The 20,248-nt window shown below is 71.9% G+C and carries 23 protein-coding genes; 7 read left to right on the forward strand and 16 right to left on the reverse strand.

Annotated elements, in window-relative coordinates; all coding sequences use genetic code 11:
- The first annotated feature begins 8 nt into the window (after positions 1–8).
- Complete coding sequence (locus tag K4S16_RS33725; RefSeq protein ID WP_235037236.1) at positions 9–755, forward strand: methyltransferase domain-containing protein; 747 nt, start codon at positions 9–11, stop codon at positions 753–755.
- Between the two features lie 11 nt (positions 756–766).
- On the opposite strand, the gene K4S16_RS33730 is transcribed toward K4S16_RS33725, so the two are convergent.
- Positions 767–2,071, reverse strand: coding sequence for a S8 family serine peptidase (locus K4S16_RS33730; RefSeq protein WP_149263110.1), 1,305 nt, complete (start codon positions 2,069–2,071; stop codon positions 767–769).
- Positions 2,072–2,203: 132 nt separating this feature from the next.
- Between K4S16_RS33730 and K4S16_RS33735 the strand changes: the two genes are divergently transcribed.
- The 3 genes from K4S16_RS33735 to K4S16_RS33745 are packed head-to-tail and all read left to right on the forward strand — an operon-like array spanning position 2,204 to position 3,995.
- Complete coding sequence (locus K4S16_RS33735) at positions 2,204–2,821, forward strand: hypothetical protein (RefSeq protein WP_149263111.1); 618 nt, start codon at positions 2,204–2,206, stop codon at positions 2,819–2,821.
- A complete protein-coding gene (locus K4S16_RS33740) occupies positions 2,818–3,423 on the forward strand; it encodes a hypothetical protein (RefSeq protein WP_149263112.1) in 606 nt (201 codons plus the stop codon). Before K4S16_RS33735 ends, K4S16_RS33740 begins: the two co-directional genes overlap by 4 nt.
- Positions 3,420–3,995 (forward strand): hypothetical protein, encoded by a 576-nt coding sequence (locus tag K4S16_RS33745; RefSeq protein WP_149263113.1) that lies wholly within the window; start codon positions 3,420–3,422, stop codon positions 3,993–3,995. Before K4S16_RS33740 ends, K4S16_RS33745 begins: the two co-directional genes overlap by 4 nt.
- Here the strand turns inward: K4S16_RS33745 and K4S16_RS33750 are convergent.
- The 8 genes from K4S16_RS33750 to K4S16_RS33780 all read right to left on the reverse strand — a co-directional run bounded on the left by K4S16_RS33750 (position 3,883) and on the right by K4S16_RS33780 (position 8,854).
- On the reverse strand, positions 3,883–5,184 hold the full coding sequence (locus tag K4S16_RS33750; protein ID WP_149263114.1) for a hypothetical protein: 1,302 nt from the start codon (positions 5,182–5,184) through the stop codon (positions 3,883–3,885). The two genes, K4S16_RS33745 and K4S16_RS33750, sit on opposite strands and share 113 nt — an antisense overlap.
- A gap of 124 nt (positions 5,185–5,308) precedes the next feature.
- Entirely contained in the window at positions 5,309–5,617 is a 309-nt protein-coding gene (locus K4S16_RS33755; protein ID WP_149263115.1) for a DUF1416 domain-containing protein, read from the reverse strand.
- 41 nt (positions 5,618–5,658) lie between these two features.
- On the reverse strand, positions 5,659–6,498 hold the full coding sequence (locus K4S16_RS33760; RefSeq protein WP_149263116.1) for a sulfurtransferase: 840 nt from the start codon (positions 6,496–6,498) through the stop codon (positions 5,659–5,661).
- Entirely contained in the window at positions 6,495–6,932 is a 438-nt protein-coding gene (locus tag K4S16_RS33765) for a DUF4395 domain-containing protein (RefSeq protein WP_149263117.1), read from the reverse strand. Before K4S16_RS33765 ends, K4S16_RS33760 begins: the two co-directional genes overlap by 4 nt.
- 80 nt (positions 6,933–7,012) lie before the next feature.
- The gene (locus tag K4S16_RS47015; RefSeq protein ID WP_353819285.1) at positions 7,013–7,078 is read right to left on the reverse strand and encodes a putative leader peptide; all 66 of its coding nucleotides are present in this window, start codon (positions 7,076–7,078) and stop codon (positions 7,013–7,015) included.
- A gap of 129 nt (positions 7,079–7,207) precedes the next feature.
- Positions 7,208–7,522 (reverse strand): TlpA family protein disulfide reductase, encoded by a 315-nt coding sequence (locus K4S16_RS33770; RefSeq protein WP_375708356.1) that lies wholly within the window; start codon positions 7,520–7,522, stop codon positions 7,208–7,210.
- A 184-nt stretch (positions 7,523–7,706) separates the two neighbouring features.
- Positions 7,707–8,417, reverse strand: a complete 711-nt coding sequence (locus K4S16_RS33775) for a DUF2993 domain-containing protein (protein ID WP_149263119.1) — start codon at positions 8,415–8,417, stop codon at positions 7,707–7,709.
- A gap of 182 nt (positions 8,418–8,599) precedes the next feature.
- A complete protein-coding gene (locus K4S16_RS33780; protein ID WP_149263120.1) occupies positions 8,600–8,854 on the reverse strand; it encodes a MoaD/ThiS family protein in 255 nt (84 codons plus the stop codon).
- A 224-nt stretch (positions 8,855–9,078) separates the two neighbouring features.
- Between K4S16_RS33780 and K4S16_RS33785 the strand changes: the two genes are divergently transcribed.
- Positions 9,079–9,795: a response regulator transcription factor gene (locus K4S16_RS33785; protein ID WP_149263121.1), complete on the forward strand. Its 717-nt coding sequence runs from the start codon at positions 9,079–9,081 to the stop codon at positions 9,793–9,795.
- On the opposite strand, the gene K4S16_RS33790 is transcribed toward K4S16_RS33785, so the two are convergent.
- The gene (locus K4S16_RS33790) at positions 9,732–10,895 is read right to left on the reverse strand and encodes an MFS transporter (RefSeq protein ID WP_149263122.1); all 1,164 of its coding nucleotides are present in this window, start codon (positions 10,893–10,895) and stop codon (positions 9,732–9,734) included. The two genes, K4S16_RS33785 and K4S16_RS33790, sit on opposite strands and share 64 nt — an antisense overlap.
- 117 nt (positions 10,896–11,012) lie before the next feature.
- Here K4S16_RS33790 and K4S16_RS33795 point away from each other — a divergent pair, with 117 nt between their 5' ends.
- Entirely contained in the window at positions 11,013–12,068 is a 1,056-nt protein-coding gene (locus K4S16_RS33795) for a LacI family DNA-binding transcriptional regulator (protein ID WP_149263123.1), read from the forward strand.
- 11 nt (positions 12,069–12,079) lie between these two features.
- On the opposite strand, the gene pstB is transcribed toward K4S16_RS33795, so the two are convergent.
- From pstB to mshD, 5 genes are all read right to left on the reverse strand, one after another.
- Positions 12,080–12,856, reverse strand: coding sequence for a phosphate ABC transporter ATP-binding protein PstB (gene pstB, locus K4S16_RS33800; protein ID WP_149263124.1), 777 nt, complete (start codon positions 12,854–12,856; stop codon positions 12,080–12,082).
- A 54-nt stretch (positions 12,857–12,910) separates the two neighbouring features.
- Positions 12,911–13,816 carry a phosphate ABC transporter permease PstA gene (gene pstA / locus K4S16_RS33805; RefSeq protein WP_149263125.1) on the reverse strand — a complete coding sequence of 302 codons (906 nt, stop codon included), beginning with the start codon at positions 13,814–13,816 and terminating at the stop codon, positions 12,911–12,913.
- Entirely contained in the window at positions 13,813–14,793 is a 981-nt protein-coding gene (gene pstC / locus K4S16_RS33810; protein ID WP_235037237.1) for a phosphate ABC transporter permease subunit PstC, read from the reverse strand. The genes pstA and pstC overlap by 4 nt, the downstream gene beginning before the upstream one ends.
- Before the next feature lie 92 nt (positions 14,794–14,885).
- Entirely contained in the window at positions 14,886–15,989 is a 1,104-nt protein-coding gene (pstS, locus tag K4S16_RS33815; RefSeq protein ID WP_149263127.1) for a phosphate ABC transporter substrate-binding protein PstS, read from the reverse strand.
- 343 nt (positions 15,990–16,332) lie between these two features.
- Positions 16,333–17,208 (reverse strand): mycothiol synthase, encoded by an 876-nt coding sequence (gene mshD / locus K4S16_RS33820; protein WP_235037238.1) that lies wholly within the window; start codon positions 17,206–17,208, stop codon positions 16,333–16,335.
- A 143-nt stretch (positions 17,209–17,351) separates the two neighbouring features.
- Here mshD and K4S16_RS33825 point away from each other — a divergent pair, with 143 nt between their 5' ends.
- Positions 17,352–19,031, forward strand: coding sequence for a bifunctional UDP-sugar hydrolase/5'-nucleotidase (locus tag K4S16_RS33825; protein WP_149263129.1), 1,680 nt, complete (start codon positions 17,352–17,354; stop codon positions 19,029–19,031).
- 116 nt (positions 19,032–19,147) lie between these two features.
- Here K4S16_RS33825 and K4S16_RS33830 read toward each other — a convergent pair whose 3' ends face one another.
- Complete coding sequence (locus tag K4S16_RS33830) at positions 19,148–20,173, reverse strand: inorganic phosphate transporter (RefSeq protein WP_149263157.1); 1,026 nt, start codon at positions 20,171–20,173, stop codon at positions 19,148–19,150.
- Positions 20,174–20,248: the final 75 nt, after the last annotated feature.

Consider the following 20,248-nt stretch of genomic DNA (forward strand, 5'->3'; position numbering starts at 1 on the left):
TGGGCGCCATGCCGACCCCGATCGAAGAACTCATCGCCCTGCTCGACGCCCACGACGCCAAGCCGGACGCCACGCGGCTGCGGGCCCGCTCCTACGAACTGCTCGACGTCGCTCCGGGCATGCCCGTGGCGGACGTCGGCTGCGGCACCGGACGCGCGGTCGCCGAGATGGCCGCGCTGGGCGCGCGGGCCGTCGGGGTCGACCTGAGCGAGAAGATGCTCGCGATGGCGCGCGACCGGTTCGCAGGCGGCGACTTCCGCCTCGGCGACGCGACGGCGCTGCCGTTCCGGGACGGCGAACTCGGCGGCTACCGGGCCGACAAGGTCCTGCACGCCCTTCCCGAACCCGCCGCGGCCGTCGCCGAGGCGTGGCGCGTCCTGTCCCCCGGCGGACGCGCCGTGCTGTGCGGCCAGGACTGGGACGCGTTCGTCGTGGACTCGGCCCACCCGGAACTCACCCGGACGATCGTGCACGCGCGCGCCGACCGGCTACCGTCCCCGCGGGCCGCCCGCCGGTACCGCAACCTGCTGCTGGACGCCGGCTTCCGCGACGCGGCCGTCGAGGTCCACACCGCCGTGTTCACCGATGAAGAGGCGCTGCCCGTACTGGCCAACCTCGTCGAGGCGTGCCGCACCGGCGGGGACATCACCGGCGAGGAGGCCGACGCGTGGCTCGCCGATCAGCGGGAGCGCGCCGCACGCGACCGGCTGTTCCTGGCCTTGCCGATGGTCCTGGCGTCCGCCGTCAAACCCTGACCCGTCCGGGGTCAGTCGCTCTCCTCGGCGGGGATGACCGCCCGGCCCGGGCGCCAGCCGCGCCGGCGGCCCATCGGGATGATCGCCCCGGCGAACGCGACGCACAGCGCGAGCGCGAGGGCGCCGCCCGCCACGGCCATCCCGATCGTGCGGGCCCGGTGGTCGACGGGCGCCGGCTTCGCGATCGGGACGGCGCCGCTCAGCGGGCGAGCCTGCCCCGCGCCGGGCGAGGCGTTCGGATCGACCAGGGCCGACACGGCCTGGAGCGGGCTGATCATGCCGTGCCCGCTGCCCGAGCCGTTGCCGCCCTCCGCCGTGATGAGGATCCGGTTGATGACCTGCTGGTAGTTCAGCTTGGGGTGCCGTGCGCGGACGAGGGCGGCGACGCCGGCCGCGTAGGGGGCGCCGAAGCTCGTGCCCTGCAGGCCGCCGACGTAGCCCTTGCCGAGGGTCGAGATGACGTTCTGGCCGGGCGCCGAGACGTCGATGCGGGTCTTCTGGTTGGAGAACCCGGTAATGGTGCCCGCCTCGTCCACCGCGGCGACGGACAGGACGCCCTTGTAGCTCGCCGGGTAGGCGGCGCTCTCCTTGCCCCGCTGGTCCTGGGTGACGTTGCCCGCGGCGGCGACGATGAGCGCGTCGTGCTTCTGCGCGCCCTCGACGGCCCTGCGCAGCGCGGGCGTGTCCGGCGCTGCCGACGACACGTTGATGACCTTCGCGCCGTGGGCGACGGCCCAGTCGATGGCCTTCGGCAGGAGCGAGTTGTCCTGCGTGCTCTCGCCGCTGGCGAACTTGGCGTTCAGCAGCCTGACCTGCGGCGCGACGCCGACGAACGGGACGTTGCGGGCGCGCATGTCGGTCGCGGCGATGATGCCCGCGACCTCCGTGCCGTGCCCGAGGCAGTCGTCGGTGGTGCTGCCGGTCGCGTCGTAGCTCGCCGCGATCTTGCCCTTGAGCTGCGGATGGCTCGCGTTGACGCCGCTGTCGACGACGGCGACGGTCACGCCCCGGCCGCGGGTGATCGGCCAGGCCTGCTCGAAGTCCAGCCGCCGCTGCGCCCACGGCTCGACCGTGATCGCCGACGCGGGCTGCCCGATCTGCTCGTTGCACTTGGGCGCCGGGGCCTGCGTCGGAAGCCGCCGCGTCGGCTTCGGCTTGGTGGTGGCCTGCGGCTTCTTGGTGGCCGTCGGCTTCGCCGTGGTCGTCGGCGCCGCCTGGGGCCGGTCCGCCGGCGCCGCGGCGGCCGCCGGGGCGAACGCCAGAACGGACGTCAGGGCCAGGCTTGCGGTGCCCGCCGCGATTCGCCCTCCGCGCATTCCTCGTCTCTCCTGACGTGTGCGAACCACACGACTCTAAGGGATCAGCAGCGTACAGATCACGCCGTCCCGGACACGACCGGCGCGCTCCCGATCCCGTGCGTTGGGACCGGGCGCGTTACGATCTGGCGCGTGCTGCCCTCCGCACCGGCTCCCCCTCCCCCGGCAGGCCCCGCGCGCCGCGCGACGCGGCCGCGATGGCTCGCGCCCGCCGCGGCCGCGGGAGTGGCGGCCATCCTGGTCCCGGTGCTGTGGGTGACGGGCGGGTTCAAGGAGACGCCCAAGCAGCCCGCCGCGAAGCCCGGCAAGCCTCTCGACCTGGGGTTGTTCGAGGTGACCGTCCACGACGCGCGGATCGGGCAGGTCGAGGGCGGCTTCGGCGCCGGCAGGGAGCGCCGCCTCATCGTGCGGCTGCGGGTGCTCAACAAGGGCCAGGAGACCGAGTCGCTCGGCATCGGCGGCCTGTCCGACGGCGTGGTCGCGCTCACCAAGGCCGGCAAGTGGCTGAAGCCCGACGACGTGGAGGGCGTCGCGGGCGGCTCGAAGACCGGCACGACGCAGCCGGGGCTGCCGGTCGAGGCGTCCGCGATGTGGAAGATGGGACCGGCCGACGCGCCCACCGAACTGACCGTGGGCCTGCGCAAGTGGGAGTACGAGCACGGGTTCACCGACGACGACTACAACTGGCTGGTCGACCCGAAGAGCGACGAGCTCGCGGGCCGCCTCACCCTCCCGGTGAGCCCGCGGTGAACGGCCGCGAGATCCTGCTGCGGGCGGGCGCCGGCGTCGGCGGGACGCTCCTGCTCGCCGGCGCGATGTGGCTGCACTCCGTCCGCCCCCAGGTGCGGGCCGCGGAGCTGGACCCGATCCGGACCGGCGGTGCGGTCGGCGAGGAGGTCGCGACCCGGTACTTCAGCGTCCGGGTCGAGCGGGTGGACGCGGCGCGGTCGCTGGAGCCGAGCCTCAGCCTCGGCAACCCGCCGCCGGTCGGGACGGACGGCGTCTACCTCGTCGTGCGGCTGCGGGCGACGAGCCGGGAGGAGCCGCTCCAGCTGTCCTCCGCCGTCCTGGAGACGCCCGGCGGCTACACGTTCCGGGAGGACCCGCGGACCGGGTCGGCCTCCGCGGGCGCGCAGCCGACGTTCGAGCCGATGATCTGGACGCCCGCGACGTTCCTGTTCGAGCTGCCGAGGAACCGGGTGGCGGGCGCGCACCTCGTCGTCGGGACCGGCGGTCTGCTGCCGCAGCTGTCCGCCGCGGCCGACATCGACCTCGGCCTCACCGCGGACCGCGCGGCGGCGCTGCTGCGCGGCGCCCCGGAGCGCTACAAGGTCAGGGCGGACGGCCCGTGACCGCCGCCGACACCCACCCCGACGGGATCCCGCTCCCCACCCCGTCCGACCGGTCCCGGTTGCGGCCGAGGGACCGGCGCGTCGTCCAGGCGATCGCACTCGTGTGCGCGATGTCGGCGTACCTCGTCGTGCACTGGGCGGACGACACCCGCACCGTCCGCAAGAACCTGGATCCGCCGGAGAAGGTCACCACCGTCGCGGAGGGACGGATCGGTGAGCTGGCCGGCGCGCGATGGAAGGTCTTCGGACGGCAGAAGGCCGCACCGCTGGGCAAGGCCCAGGGCGACGTGACGGAACTGCGGCTGCAGCTCGCCGTCCGCCCGTCCGACGCGGCGAGCGCCAAGGCGGTCGGCGCCTACGGCCTGGTCTACCGGTTCCGCGACGACGACGGCCGCGCGTGGTCGGCGACGGCGCTGCGGACGCGCGAGCCGGCGGCGGGCGTCGCCATGGCCGTGACCGTCAGGGGGACGGTGCCCCGCGCCATGGCGGACTCGCTGGAACTGGAGATCCGGGCGCCGAAGACGTCACGGAAGCCGGGGGCCCCGCAGGTTTCGCTGCGGTTCTCGCGCTGACCCGCGCCATCACCAGGTTGAACGCCGCCGCGAGCAGGCACACGCGCAGGATCTCGAACACCAGGCCCGTCCCGTACCCGACGAACGGCAGCGCCCGCATCCACCACGTCACCTCGTGCGGACCGATCAGCTCGTAGACGACCCGGCGGGAGGCCTCCTCCGCCACGTCCAGGCCGGCGAACAGCAGGCAGAACACCGCGAACGGCATCAGTCCCGACCGGCGCACCAGCCGCAGCCCGTACCAGGCGGGCAGCCACATCTCACGGAACCCGCGGGTCAGCAGCTCCCGGGGGCTGCCCGAGCGGTCGATCCCGCCGGCGCGGGCCAGCCGCCGCGCCGTGCGGCTCCCGCCGAGCACGACCCGCTCGTCCCCCGCGTCCAGCCCGAGGACCACCCCGGCGATCACGAGCCAGATCAGCGCGCCGAGCACGGCGTCCTTGAACGGCGGCCACAGGTCGAGGACGGGTCCCGTCGCGCCGTCCACCCACGCCCACGCCTGCCGCGCGGTGAACCAGTCGACGCCCTCGCCGCGCAGATGGTCGATCGTGAAGATGCCGAACAGCGCGAAGTTGATCTCCAGGAACGCCACCAGCGCGCCGATCGCGCGGGGCAGCCGCTCCTCGAGCCGCCACTCCGCGAGCACCTTCAGCACGAACAGGCCCGCGGTGAGGCCGATCGCGAGGCCGAGGTGCCGCTCCATCGTCAGCAGCATCCCGGCGCCCTTGAGCTGCCCCTCGAAACCGCCCTCGGCGAACCCGCGGCTCGCGGCCATGCCCGCGAACTCGCGGGCGTCCTCGCCCTGCTTGCCCCACGCCAGGTAGAAGATGACGAACGGAAGCGCGGCGCGGCCGATCGCGCCGAGCACCGACTCCTCGTTGCCCACCGCCCACGGCGTGAGGCCGCCGCCGGAGTCGCGGGCGGTGACCACGTCCAGGCCCTCCCGGACGCTGTGCACCATCAGCACCGTCACCGCCAGGGTGATCACCACCAGCAGGCCGACGGTGGTGATCGGCGCGACGTTCGCCGCGAGGCCCTTCATCGCGCCGAGCCGGTAGCCCGCGTACATCGCGCCGTAGCGCAGCAGCTCCCCCACGGTGAACCACAGGGCGAGCGGCAGGACGAACCGCCCCGCGAGCTTCAGCGTCGCCCAGGGGAGGACCAGCGGGGAACGCGCGGACAGAGCGGACATCGCGCCGATCGTAACGAACCCCGCCGTCCCGATGGGGGGACGACGGGGTTCGCGGACCGGGGCGCGGGTCGGACGGCACCGGTCGGCCGGCGCCGATCAGACCGCGCCGATCAGATCATGCCGGTCAGATCGCGACCTCGAGGCCGGCGACCGTGCCGGTCTTCGCGGTGACGGCGGTGTCGATGCTCACGCCGCCGGCCGCCAGGACGCGGACCGTCCAGTCGCCGTCGGCGGCGAAGAACCGGAACACGCCCTCCTCGCCCGTCACCACCTCGGCGGTGAACTCGCCGGACGAGTCGAGCAGGCGGGCGTAGGCGCTCGACACCGGGACGCCGTCACGGGTGACGGTCCCCTGGATGACGGCCTCGTTGGTCAGGTCGACGGTCGCCGGAAGGTGCGCCGTCTGCTCGGGCGCTGCGCAGCCCTGGGTCATGGTTCCTCCAAGTGTGGTGCTGCCGGACTGTGCTGGCGGACTTACTTGCCTGCGCCGAGCTCGATCGGCACGCCGACGAGCGAGCCGTACTCGGTCCACGAGCCGTCGTAGTTCTTCACGTTCTCCAGACCCAGCAGCTCGCGCAGGGCGAACCACGTGTGCGAGGAGCGCTCGCCGATACGGCAGTAGGCGATGGTGTCCTTGTTCAGGTCGACCCCGGCCTCGGTGTAGAGGGCGCGGAGCTCCTCGTCGGACTTGAAGGTGCCGTCGTCGTTGGCCGCCTTCGACCACGGGATGTTGGCCGCGGTCGGCACGTGGCCGGCGCGCTGCGACTGCTCCTGCGGCAGGTGCGCCGGGGCGAGCAGCTTGCCGCTGAACTCGTCCGGCGAGCGGACGTCGATCAGGTTCTGCTTGCCGATCGCGTCCACGACCTCGTCGCGGAAGGCGCGGATGGCCAGGTCCTGGTCCTTGGCCTTGTACTGGGTCGCGGGACGGGTCGGGACGTCGGTGACCAGCTCGCGGGAGTCGAGCTCCCACTTCTTGCGGCCGCCGTCGAGGAGCTTCACCTTGTCGTGGCCGTACAGCTTGAAGTACCAGTACGCGTACGCGGCGAACCAGTTGTTGTTGCCGCCGTACAGGATGACGAGGTCGTCGTTCGCGATGCCCTTGCTCGACAGCAGCTGCTCGAAGCCGGTCCTGTCCACGAAGTCGCGGCGGACCGGGTCCTGCAGCTCGGTCTTCCAGTCGATCTTCACGGCGCCACGGATGTGGCCCTTGTCATAGGCGGACACGTCCTCGTCGACCTCGACGAGCACGAGCCCGGGGTCGTCCAGGTGGGCCTCGACCCAGTCGGTGTCCACCAGGACGTCTGAGCGGCTCATGCGGGAACCTTCCCTTCGGAGCGGACTTTCGCGGTGATGCGGCGGATGAGCAGATACATCTCGCAGCCGAGGCAGAACCCGAACGCCGCGTTCAGGAACGCCGCCGCCAGCGCGAGGGCGGTGGCACCGATGCCGAGCCAGGTGGTCCCCGTCGCGTACCCGGCCGTGCCCACGAGGGCGAAGGCGAGCCCGACACCCTGCGCGAAGCGGGGCGCGGCCTCGTCCTCCAGTTCCCTGGGGGGAGCGAGCCGGGGACGGATGAGCACTCTGAACACCAGTCCGTACGGGGCGTACCGAAGGCCGAGGAAGGTCGCGATGGCGAACACGACGGCCTGAGCGGCGAGCAGTGCCCAGCTTCCGGTCACCAGCACGGCGATGAGGATGACCGTGGTGACGGACGCGACGAAGCGCTGCCCACGCGGATCAACCTGCATCGGGGTGCTCCTGGCGGAGTGGAAGCGTGCGTACGAGCTAGAAGACGAAGTTTGCTCGGGGGGCGGACGGGCTCGATGCCTCAGGCCATACGACAGAGCGAGGCGGCCACGCGGCAGAAGTCGACCGCGCGGCGCTTCGTGAGCATCTGCTCTGTCCAGTAACGCACGGACACGATGTTAAGCCGACAATCCACGGGCTGTCACATCCGTCTCGCCTTGCGAGACAGTGACATTCGTCTTAGCGCAGGTCATCGGGGCGCCGCTCACGTAGTGGATCATGTGATGGCCTCCCCGAGAGCGGCGATGACGTCGGGTTTGCGGGGGGCTCCGGCCGCGCGCCGGACGACGCGTCCGGTGGCGTCCAGGACGAGGACGGTCGGAGTGCGGACGACGTTCAGCCGCCGGACGAGGTCGAGATGCGCCTCGGCGTCGAGCTCGACATGGACGACGCCCTCCACCATCTGGCTCACCTCGCCGAGGACTCGGCGGGTGGCCCGGCACGGCGCGCAGAACGCGCTGGAGAACTGCAGCAGCGTGGCCTTCTCGCCGAGCTCGGCGCCCAGCTCGTCCGCGCCGACGGTCTCGCCCACCTCGCCGCCCCTCTCCCGCCGGGCGCGCAGCACGCCGTCACGGCGCCGCCTCACCAGGCCGAACACCGTGGCCGCGAGGAGGACGCACGCGGCGACCACTGCTCCGATCATCGCCCGTACAACCCCGCGCCCCCGCCGCTTCTTCCCGGCGTGGCGGGGATCACTCTCCCGGGGGGGGCGGGGATCACTGCCCGGTGGGCGCCTGCAGGTCGTTCAGCCGGACGTTCTCGGCGGTCGCGGCCACGCGCAGCCCCTCCGGCGTGGGCTGGATCTGGCTGATCCGCGACCCGACGGGCAGGTCGGAGACCGGCACGGTCCAGGTGAGCTGCGACTTCACCAGCGCCAGCGGGATCTGCGCCGCGCCGTTCGACCCCACCGACACGGGCGAGATCGCGATGCCCTTCGCGGTCGGCTTGACCTGCACGACAGCGGTGCCGGCCAACTGGACGCCGAGGACGTTGCCGGTCAGGTCGACCGACAGGTCGTCGCCCTTCGGCCCGATCCGCTTGACCTCCTTGGGCGCCCGCTTCTGGATCACGTCGTAGGGGACGACGGCCGAGGCGGTCGCGGTGCGCGCGGTGACGTCGGCGGCGCTGCCCTTGGTGACCTCCGACAGCGGCGCGTCCACGCCCCGCATGTCGACCTTGACGCCGGTGACGGTCACGCCCTGCTGCGTCCAGTCGCCGATGCCCACCTCGATGTGCTTGTACTCGCCGCCGACCGCCTGGGTCAGGAACGGGATGCCGTGGATCGTGACGTCCGGCCGCTCCTGCAGGTTGTACTGCGCGGCGACCTGCTCACCGATCTTGTCCTCCGCGACCCGGACCCCGATCCGGTCCGCGGCGACCAGCCCCGCGGCGACCAGGACCAGCAGGACCAGCAGTACTTTCCGCATGTCTCTCCTTCGGCCTGCGGCACGCGCCCGCCACACCTTAGTGAACGAACCGCCCGCAAGGGGTCGCACCGGAGGATGACCTCTGAGACCGAAAAATCACCCCGTTGTGAGATCAACCACCTTATGCGCACCCAGTCACTGACCGTGACGCCGACCACCCACCGTGACCTCCGGCGGTGAGCTCAACCGCCCGCGAAGGGCGGAAGCACCTCCACGACAGCGCCCTCCGGCAGGGCCACGGTCGCGTGCGGGCGGGTCCCGACCGGGTCCCCGTCGATGAGGAACGAACTCCTGCCCACGACCCGGGCGAACTCGTCGCCGCGCGCGTCCATGGCGGCGGCCAGCGCGTCCGCCAGCGTCACCGCGTCGTACGGCTCCTCATGGGTCCCCGCCGCCGCCTTGGCGGCCGCCCAGTACCGGATCGTTCCCTTGGCCATGGATACAGGCTCTCATCCCCCGCTGACACGGTCCGGCCAGGTCGCGCCATGGACGCCGGGGCCACCTCGGTTATGCTCAGGGGTGAGGGATCCGGGCGACGAGGCCATGGAGTTCATCCGAAAGGCCCTTCATGGTCACCTCGTCTTCGAGCCGCTGGCCGTGTGCCGGGGCTGGAGGGTGAGCCGCCTGGGTCCTACGTCTTTTTAGAGACGGGAGGCGGCATTTGAGCAGCTTGCTCTTGCTGACCAACGCGCTGGAACCCTCGGACGAGGTCCTGCCGGCGCTCGGACTTCTGCTGCACTCCGTGCGCGTCGCGCCCGCCGAGGCGTCCGCGCTCATCGACGCGCCACCGGCCGACGTCGTGCTGGTGGACGCCCGCCGCGAGCTGGTCCAGGCCAAGAGCCTGTGCCGCCTGCTGCGCACCACCGGACTCGACTGCCCGCTGCTCGCGATCGTCACCGAGGGAGGGCTCGCCGCGCTGAGCCCCGAATGGGGCCTGGACGACGTGCTGCTCCAGACCGCCGGCCCCGCCGAGGTCGAGGCCCGCCTCCGCCTCACCGTCGGGCGCGCCGCCGCCGGAGCGGAGGCCGACGAGGTCCCGGGCGAGATCCGCAGCGGCGACCTCACGATCGACGAGGCCACCTACACGGCCCGGCTCCGCGGCCGCGTCCTCGACCTGACGTTCAAGGAGTTCGAGCTGCTGAAGTACCTGGCGCAGCACCCGGGCCGCGTCTTCACGCGCGCCCAACTCCTCCAGGAGGTCTGGGGCTACGACTACTTCGGCGGCACCCGCACCGTCGACGTGCACGTCCGCCGCCTGCGCGCCAAGCTCGGCGCCGAGTACGAGTCCCTGATCGGCACCGTCCGCAACGTCGGCTACCGCTTCGTCCCCGACCACCGCCCGGGCGACGCCGAGGAGAAGACTCCCGCCCGCGCCTGACCGTCCCGTGCCGCGCCGCCGAAGCCGCTGAGGCGGAGCAGCGGCGGAGTCAGGACGAGGAGGGCGACCGCGAGCGCCGCGACCGCGACCATGGCCCCGCGCAGCCCCACGGCGTCCGCCCACAGCCCGACGTAGACCGGCCCGGCGAGGAACCCGAGGTAGGACACGGTCGTGACGACCGAGGTCGCGCGCCCGCGGTGGTCCTCGTCGACGTTCCGCGCGACCAGGCGGAGCAGCGTCGGGAACAGTACGGCCGTCCCGGCGGCGGCCAGCGCGAGCCCAGCCCCGGCGACCGCCGGGGTGGGCGCGGCGGCGATGACGGCGGCCCCGACCGCGGCCCCCGCCGCCCCCGCGAGAAGGACGCCGCGGACGGCGGTCAGCCCGCCCGCCGCGAACCGTGTGATCGCGACCGTACCCGCGAAGACGGCGGGCGCGACGGCGCTCAGCCCACCGGCGTGGAACTCGTCGTGGAGGAAGACCGCGCTCCAGCTCTGGTGGGCGTTCTCGCTGGCGAACGCGAAAGCCCCCAGCACCCCGACGAGCACCAACGGGACCGTCCGGCGCCGCCCGAGCGGCACCGCCGCCTCCTGCCGGACGACGTCCTCCTCAGGAGGCGCCCCGACCTGCCGAGACCGTGCCCCCGGCACGGCACCCGCCTTGAAGCCGACACTCGTCCCCGAACAGACAGCGGCCACGACAGCGAACGGAACGGCGATCGGCAGCGACGACACCAGCCCGGTCGCAAGGCTCGCCAGCACCACCAGACTGGAGAAGACACCGTGGGCACGGGTGATGACGGGCCTCCCGGCGGCCTTCTCGGCCCGCCCGGCGACCGCGTTGATGGCCACGTCGGCCGCCCCACTGGTAGCCCCCACCACGGCCAACCCGACGCAAAGGCTCGCCAGGTTCACAGCGGTGAACGCCACGAGGACTCCAGCGCCGCCGAGAGCGGCGAGGGCCGCGCCCGCGACTCCGGGCCCCCGGCGATCCAGCGCACGTCCGGCCAGGAGCATCGCCGGGAGGGCCCCCGCGCCCACGAACAGCAGCGCGAAGCCGAGCCCGCCGTCCCCGACGCCTGCCTGCTCCTGGAGCCGCGGCACCGAGGCGCCCCACACCCCCCCAGAACGCTCCGAACATCCCGAAGCCCAGGTATGCCCGGAACGTCATCCGATTGCCGACACTCATTTGTGTAACGATACACATCTAAACTGAGGGCCATGGAACCCTCCCGAGGCGCGAAGCGGGCGACCCTGGCCCAGGTGGCGGAACTGGCCGGTGTGTCGGTGATGACCGCCAGCTACACCTACAACCGGCCGAACCGCGTATCGGACCGGACGCGGGCGAAGGTGCTGGCCGCCGCGACCCGCCTCGGCTATCCGGGCCCCGACCCGAGCGCCCGGTCCCTGCGCCGGGGCAGCACCCGCACGCTCGGCGTCGTGATGGGCGAGCACCTGAGCTACGCGTTCGACGACCCGGAGGCGGTGTCCTTCCTGGCGGGGATCGCCGACGTCTGCGCCGATCACGGCTACGGCATGACCATCGCGCCGATCACGGGCGCCGCCGACGACGTCTCCCGGATCACCGACGCCGCCGTCGACGGGTTCGTCGTGTGGACGACGTCCGACGACGACCCCGTCCTCGCGGCCGTCCGGGCGACGAAGCGTCCCGCGGTGGTCCACGGCGGCCCTGCGGTGGACGGGATGGGCCTGGTGAGCATCGACAACCGCGCGGCGGCCCGAGCGGTCGGCGCCGTCGCCTTCGCGGGCGCCGCGCGTCCGGCCATCGTGAGCTTCCCGCTCTCCCGGGACCGGACGACCTCGATCACCAAGGGCGCGGAGCTCCCCGACGTCCTGTTCCCGGTGACGCGCGAGCGCCTGGAGGGATATCGAGAGGCGGCCGAAGCCGCCGGGACCGCCTGGCATGACGTGACCGTCGCCGTATGCGCGCGCAACGACGCCGCAGAGGCGGAGCGCGTCGCAACGGCCCTCCTGACCTCCGCGGAGCCGCCCGACGCGATCGCCGCGATGAGCGACCAGCAGGCGTCCGGGGTCGTTCAAGCGGCGCACGCGGCCGGCCGTGCCGTCCCCGGCGACGTGGCGGTCACCGGCTGGGACGACGCGGCGGTGGCAGCACCACTGGGCCTGACCACGGTCGCCCAATCCCTACGCGACCAGGGCGCGGCCTGCGCCAGGGCGATCCTCGGCGGCCGGGAGCCGGACTCCCGGCCGGCGCCATGGTCCCTGACCCAAAGGACCAGCACCCGCCGGCCCTGAGGGTCGGGCGGTCAGCCGAAGCGGCCGGTGATGTAGTCCTCGGTGGCCTTCTGCTCCGGGTTCGCGAAGATCTTGCTGGTGTCGTCGATCTCGATGAGCTTGCCGGGCTTGCCGGTCCCCGCGATGTTGAAGAACGCGGTGCGGTCGCTGACCCGGGCCGCCTGCTGCATGTTGTGCGTGACGATGACGATCGTGTACTGCGTCTTCAGCTTCTCGATCAGGTCCTCGATCGCGAGGGTGGAGATCGGGTCGAGCGCCGAGCACGGCTCGTCCATCAGCAGCACCTGCGGCTGGACGGCGATCGCACGCGCGATGCAGAGACGCTGCTGCTGCCCGCCCGACAGGCCGGCGCCGGGCTTGCCGAGCCGGTCCTTGACCTCGTTCCACAGGTTGGCGCCGCGCAGCGACTCCTCGACGACCTCGTCCAACCGGCCCTTGCGGCGGACGCCGTTCAGCTTCAGCCCGGCCGCCACGTTGTCGTAGATCGACATGGTGGGGAACGGGTTGGGCCGCTGGAAGACCATTCCGACGACGCGCCGCACCGCGACCGGGTCGACGGCCGAGTCGTACAGGTCCTCGTCGTCCAGCATGACCTTGCCCTCGACGCGGGCGCCCGGGATGACCTCGTGCATCCGGTTCAGGGTGCGCAGGAACGTGGACTTGCCGCAGCCCGACGGCCCGATGAAGGCCGTCACCGAGCGCGGCTCGATCGTCATCGAGATGTCCTCGATGGCGTGGACGCCGCCGTAGTAGGCGTGCAGCCCGGATACCTCGATCCGCTTGGCCATGGGGTCAGGGTTCCTTTCTCTGGGTCAGCGGGCTCTGCGAGCCGATCGGAGGGGTCAGCGCCCTGTCGGCGCCGTGCGCCGCGCGACGAGCCTGGCGACCAGGTTGAGCAGCATGATGATCCCGATCAGCACGAGGGCCCCCGTCCAGGCCCGGTCGATCGAGTTCTGGTTGGGGTCGGCGGCCTGCTCCCAGATGAAGGTCGGCAGCGAGGCCTGCGCGCCGTTGAACGGATCGTTGTTGATCGCCTTGGTGAAGAAGATCGTGAGCAGCAGGGGCGCCGTCTCGCCCATCACGCGGGCGACGGCCAGCATCACGCCGGTGACGATGCCGGTCATGGCGGTCGGGAGGATGACGAAGCAGACCGTCCGCCAGCGCGGCACCCCGAGCGCGTAGGACGCCTCGCGCAGGTCGTTCGGGACGAGCTTGAGCATCTCCTCGGTCGCCCGCACCACCGTCGGGATCATGAGGATCGTCAGGGCGAGGGAGCCGGCGAACCCGGAGAAGTCGAAGCCGAACGTCAGCAGCCACAGCGCCAGCACGAACAGGCCCGCGACGATCGACGGGATGCCGGTCATCACGTCCACGGTGAAGCTGATCAGCTTGCCGAGCCGCCCGTTCCCGGCGTACTCCACCAGGTAGACGGCGGTGAGCACGGCGATCGGCACGGCGATCAGGCTGGTGATCAGCACCTGCTCCAGGGTGCCGATGATCGCGTGGTAGGCGCCGCCGCCGGCGTCGCTGCCGCTGACGGCGTTCATCGAGAACTGGAAGAACGTCGGGTCGAGGCGCTTGGCGCCGTTCACGATCACGGTCCACAGCACCGACACCAGCGGAATGAGCGCCAGCGCGAACGCGAGGTAGACCAGGCCCTGGACGACCCGGTCCTTGATCTTGCGTCCGGCGGAGACCGGGGCGAGCCGGGCGCCGGGCCCGGGCTTGCCGGTAGAGACGGCGGTCACACGAACTCCTTCCGGCGCGCGACGACCGCGCGGGCGGCCATGTTCACGAGCAGGGTGATCACGAACAGCACCAGACCGGAGGCGATGAGCGCCCCGCGGCCGGTGACGGACGCCTCGGCGAAGCTGTTGGCGATGTTGGACGCGAACGTGGCGCCGCCGTTCTCCAGGATGTGCCAGTTGATCCCGGGGACGAAGGTCAGCACCATCGCGACCGCGATCGTCTCGCCCATGGCGCGGCCGAGGCCGAGCATGGCGCCGCCGATCATGCCGGAGCGGCCGTAGGGCAGCACCGCCATCCGGATCGTCTCCCAGCGGGTGGCGCCGAGCGCGAGCGCGGCCTCCACGTTGGCCCGCGGCACCTGCAGGAACACCTCGCGGGAGATCGACGAGATGATCGGCAGGATCATGATCGCGAGCACCACGGAGGCGGTGAAGATCGAGCTCTTGCCCGGGGAGTCGCCGCCGAACAGCGGGATCCAGCCGAGCGCCCCGTTCAGGAACTTGCTGATCCCCTCCATGTGCTGCGACAGGAACGCCAGGCCCCAGAGCCCGTAGACGATGCTGGGCACCGCCGCGAGCAGGTCCACGACGTACCCGAGCCCGGAGGCGAGCCGCCGCGGCGAGTAGAAGGAGATGAAAAGCGCGATGCCCACCGCGACCGGGGTCGCGATGAGCATGGCCAGCAGCGACGAGACGACCGTCCCGAACGCGAGCTGCGCGATGCCGAACCTCGGCGGGGCCGCGTTCGGGTTCCACTCCTCGGCGGTGAGGAAGTTCGCCTTGTTGTCCTGCAGGGCCGGGATGGCCTTCCACACGAGGAAGACCGCGATCGCGGCCATGATCAGCAGCACGGTGATGCCGGAGCCGCGGGCCGCCGAGACGAAGATCTTGTCTCCGGCCCGTCCGGTGCTCATCCGCATCCCGGCCGCACGGCGGTCGACGCCGGCGGCCGCCCGGACACCGGTCTCGCTCGTCACGGGACGTCCTCCTTCGATCATGTCGGCGGAACCCGCGGCGGCCCCGCCGCCGAGGTCGTCGGCGGCGGGGCTGCGGTTTCCGTCTTCTGCTGTCAGGACAGGGCCTTGACGGACGCCTGGACCTTGGTCAGCACGCTCTGCGGGAGCGGCGCGTAACCCTTGTCGGTCAGGATCTTCTGGCCGTCCGCGCTGGAGGTGTAGGTGAGGAAGGACTTGACGAACTTGGCCTGCTCGGCCGGCAGCCCCTTCTCGCACGCGATCTCGTAGGTGACCAGGACGATCGGGTAGGCGCCCGGCTCCTTGGTCGAGTAGTCGATCTTCAGCGCGACGTCGTTGCCGGTGCCGACGACCTTCGCCCCGGCGACGGCCTTGGACGCGCTGTCCGGCGACAGCTCGGTGAACTCGCCCGCGCCGTTCTTGACGTGCGCGGTCTGCAGCTGGTTGTTCGTCGCGTAGGACATCTCCACGTAGGAGATCGAGCCCTCGGTGCTCTTCACCTGGCTGCTGACGCCGTCGGACTTCGGCGCGCCCTGGCCGGTGGAGTTCGGCCACTTCTTGGCCTTCTCCCACGTCCAGATCTTCGGCGCCGTGTTGTGCAGGTAGTCCGTGAAGTTGTCCGTGGTGCCGGACTCGTCCGAGCGGTAGACCGGCTTGATCGGCTCGGACGGCAGCTTGGCGCCGTCGTTCTCCTTGGCGATCGCCGGGTCGTTCCAGGTCTTGATCTTGCCGGAGAAGATGCTCGCGAGCGTCTCGGGCGAGACCTTGAGGCCGTCCACGCCCTTCACGTTGTAGACGACCGCGATCGGGCCGACGACCATCGGCAGGTTGAGCGCGTTGCTCCCCTGGCAGCGCTTCTGCGCGGCGGGGGCCTCCTCGGGCTTCAGCGCCGAGTCCGAGCCGGCGAACGACACCTGGCCGCTCGTGAACGCCTGGATGCCGGCGCCCGAGCCGCTCGGGTTGTAGTTCAGGTTGGCGCCCGCGCACTTGGACGAGTAGAGCTTCGTCCACTCCTCCATCGCGTTCTTCTGCGCGCTGGAGCCGGCCGCGTTGACGCTGGCCTTGGCGCAGTCGATGTCGCCGGACGGCGCAGCGCTCGAACTCGCCGTCGTGTTGTTGTCGCTTCCGCAAGCGGAGAGGGCCAGCGCCCCCGCGACGACCACACCGCCCAGGGCAGCGAGTCGGGAACCGTTCTTCACCGGAGGGTCTCCTTGAGTTTCGTCGGGCGGGTCCCCCGAGCCGCCCCGGCCCACGTCGACCGGACGACGGGTTCGCCGTCGAAAACGACGCTAAGCAGGCGAGGTGACCAGCCGCCCCGATCCAGGTGAACGGCGAATGAACGCGGACGAGCAGAGTTGCGAAGAATATCCCGATATGTCGTGGACACCGGGTTAACAGTGCAGCTCAGAAGCCCAAAATCCCGGTCGAGGCCGCCCCAAGGAGGGTTGGCCCGCCGGGATGCGGGTAACCGCGGGTTTTCCCAGGTCGCAGGCGCTTCACGGGTCGGGTGCCGCGCGGTCGGGTGCTGCGCGACTCGGGGAGCTACGCGGTGGTGGCGTACATGACGTCCACGGCGTGGCGGGTGAAGCCCAGCGACTCGTAGAGGCGGACGGCCGCGACGTTCGACTCGTCCACGTACAGCATGATCTGGTCCATGCCGATGTCGCGCAGGTGGTGCAGGCCCCGCAGGGTGAGCGTGCGGCCGAGCCCGAGGCCCTGCGCGTCCGGGTCGACGCCCACGACGTAGACCTCGCCGATCCCGCCCGGGTGCACCTTCGTCCAGTGGAACCCGGCGAGCCGCCCGTCCCGCTCGGCGAGGAAGAACCCGGCCGGGTCGAACCAGTCCTCGGCCTCGCGCTCGCGGACGTCGGCCATCGTCCAGGCGCCCTGCTCCGGATGGTCGGCGAACGCCCGGGCGTTCACCTCCAGCCACGCGCCCTCGTCCCGGCCCGGTTCGAAGGTCCGGATCGTCACGCCCTCGGCGGCGCGCGCCTCCGGCAGCGGATCGGCGGCCGGGCGCCGCATCTGGAACAGCGCGCGGGCCCGCTCCATCCGCTCGGCGGACGCGAGCGCGGCGGCGGCCGGAAGATCACCGTGCGCCCACACCCGCAGCGGCCCGCCGGCCTCGTCCCGCAGGGCGCGCAGCAGCGCCCGCCCGTGCCCCCGGCGCCGGTGCTCGGGATGGACGACCAGCTCCCCCGCGGCGGGCTCCTCCCCGGAGGCCGGATCGAAATGGGCGTAGGCCACGACCGCGCCCCGGTCGGACACCGCGAGCCCGGACCGGCCGCCCCGCAGGGCCAGCAGAGCGTGCTCCGACAACGGCCCCACACCGTCGGCCTCGGTCGCGGCCAGCGCCAGCGCCAGCACCTCGGCGACCTCTCCGTCCCCCAGCGTCCCGCGCGCCCGCACCTCACTCACGGTCCACAGCCTATGCCGACGGCCGCCGACGTAACGCACACGCCAAGCGAACCCCCCAGAGAGCATGTCCCCTGGTCAATTCGTCATAGAAACGTCATCAGGCCGCCGGGTACTGGATGCCGAGCGAATCTACCGTCCTCAGAATGATTCGACGACGCACCTTCCTGGCCTGCGCCGCGGCGGGGCTGACGGTCGTGGGCGTGGCCGCGCAACCCGCCGCCGCGCGCCCCGCGCCGACCGCGTCCGTGCGGCTTCTCGCCCTGAACGACTTCCACGGCAACCTCGAACCCCCCTCCGGAAGCTCGGGCACGGCCATCGACGAGAACGGCAACGCCGTCCCCGCCGGCGGCGCCGCCTACATCGCGGCCCACCTCAAGCAGCTGCGCAACCGCGACACCCTCACCGTCGCGCAGGGCGACCTGATCGGCGCCTCGCCGCTGATCTCGGCCGCCTACCACGACGAGCCGTCCGTGCAGTTCCTCGGCGACGCCGGCGTCACGGCGTCCGCGGTCGGCAACCACGAGTTCGACGAGGGCTACCAGGAGCTGCTCCGCATTCAGAACGGCGGCTGCCACCCGGTCGACGGCTGCTCCCCCGCGGGCACCTGGAGCGGCGCGAAGTTCGACTACCTCGGTGCGAACGTCCTGCTGAAGAAGAACGACCGGCCCGCCATCAGGCCGTGGACGATCCGCCGCGTCAACGGCGTCCGGATCGGCATCATCGGCGTCGTCACCAAGACCACCCCGAGCATCGTCACGGCCGAGGGCATCAAGGACCTCAAGTTCCAGGACGAGGTCGAGGCGGCGAACCGCGCCGCGCGCGAGCTGAAGCGCCGGCACGTCCGCGCCATGGTCCTGCTCGTGCACGAGGGCGACCAGGTCAAGTCCGGCTCGCGGCCGGACGAGTGCGGCGTCGTGCCGGGCGCCGGGACGCGCATCGCCCAGCAGGCCGACCCCGAGATCGACATGGTGCTGACCGGTCACACCCACCAGCAGTACGTCTGCTCGGTCAAGGACCCCGCGGGCAACCCGCGGCTGTTCTCCTCCGGCTCGTCCTTCGGCCGCGTCATCACCGAGGTGAACCTCAAGGTGGACCGGCGCACCGGCGACATCGTCCGGTCCTCGGTCACGGGCGACAACCACGTCGTGACGCGGGACGTCCCGCCGGACCCGGCGACCCAGCGGTTCGTGCAGACCTGGAAGGACCGGGTCTCCGTGATCGCCGACAAGCCCATCGGCAAGATCACCGCCGATCTGACCCGGGCCCCCTCCGCCGCGGGCGAGACCGCGCTCGGCGACGTCATCGCGGACGGCCAGCTCGCCGGGACCAAGGACCTCGGCGCCCAGGTCGCGCTGATGAACCCGGGCGGCGTCCGCACCGACCTCGTCTACAAGGCGAGCGGCTCTGAGGGCGACGGCGTCGTCACCTACGGCGAGGCGTTCGCCGTGCAGCCGTTCAGCAACGTGATGGGCGTGACGTCGCTGACCGGCGCGCAGCTCGACGCCCTGCTGGAGCAGCAGTGGACGCCGGCGGGCGAGAAGATCCTCCAGCCGTCGGCGAACCTGCACTTCACCATCGACCGCACCAGGCCGGTCGGCGACCGCGTCTCGGCGATCACCATCGGCGGGACCCCGGTCGACCCGGCCGCCGTCTACAAGGTCGCGGCGAACAACTTCCTCCTCGGCGGCGGTGACGGCTTCAGCGTCTTCACCGAGGGCAAGGACCAGGTCCTCGGCGCCATCGACCTGGACACGTTCGTCGCCTACTTCGCCGCGCAGGGCACGATCTCCCCGCCCGCGCTGGACCGCATCTCCGGCAAGTGATGATCTCCGGTAGGTGATCGATCACAGGTGTGGCCCGTGTCCGGGCGCCTCAGGCGCCGGGGCACGGGCCACACGCATGTCCGCTCGGCATTTCGCTCGGGGGCGGGCCCCGGATGTCACGCGCCGAAGAAGTGGACGACGTAGTAGACGATCGCCGCGACCGCCCCGGCGGCGGGCATCGTGAGCACCCAGGCGATCAGGATGTTGCCCGCGACGCCCCAGCGGACCGCGGAGAGCCGCTTGGTGGCGCCCGACCCCATGATCGCCGAAGTGATCGTGTGGGTGGTGGAGATTGGAGCGTGCCAGATGAACGCGGTCGCGTAGAGCACGAGGGAGGCGGTCGCCTCCGCGGCGAAGCCCTTCGGCGGATCGACCTCGATCACCTTGCGGCCCAGCGTGCGCATGATGCGCCAGCCGCCCGCGTAGGTTCCGGCCGACAGCGCGCCCGCACAGGCGATGATGACCCACCAGGGGACGGTCTTGCCGTCCGAGTGCCCGGTCGTGACCAGCGCGAGGACGATGATGCCCATCGTCTTCTGCGCGTCCTGCAGCCCGTGGCCGAGCGCGAGGGACGCGGCCGACATGGTCTGCGCGATGCGGAAGCGGCGGCCGACCCGGCTCGGGTTGGACCGCCGGAAGATCCACAGGATCGCGACCATGGCCAGGTAGGCGAGGCAGAACCCGACCACCGGGGACAGCACCATCGGCACCGCGACCTTGTCGACCACACTGGTCCAGTTGACGTCCGACAGCGAGGCCAGCCCGGCCCCCACCACCCCGCCGATCAGCGCGTGCGAGGACGACGACGGCAGCCCGAAGTACCAGGTGATCAGGTTCCAGGTGATCGCGCCGAGCACGCCGGCCGCGACGACGGTGAGGCCGTGCAGGCCGGTCGGCGGCGTGATGACCTCGCTGACCGTCTTGGCGACGCCGACGCCGAGCAGAGCGCCGATCATGTTCATCGCGGCGGCCATGCCGAGCGCCACCCGCGGGGTGAGCGCCCGGGTCGAGACCGCCGTGGCGATCGCGTTGGCCGCGTCGTGGAACCCGTTGGTGTAGTCGAACACCAGGGCCACCACGACGACGAGGGCCAGCACCGCCAGCTGGGCGTCCGAGCGCAGGCCGAACACGCCCGCGATCATGACGACCAGCACGCCCGCCAGCAGCAGCAGCCAGGCGCGTCCGGACACCCGGCGGGTCGCCTGCTCGCCCAGGGT

It is taken from the genome of Actinomadura sp. K4S16, assembly GCF_008327685.1.
Lineage (GTDB): Bacteria > Actinomycetota > Actinomycetes > Streptosporangiales > Streptosporangiaceae > Spirillospora.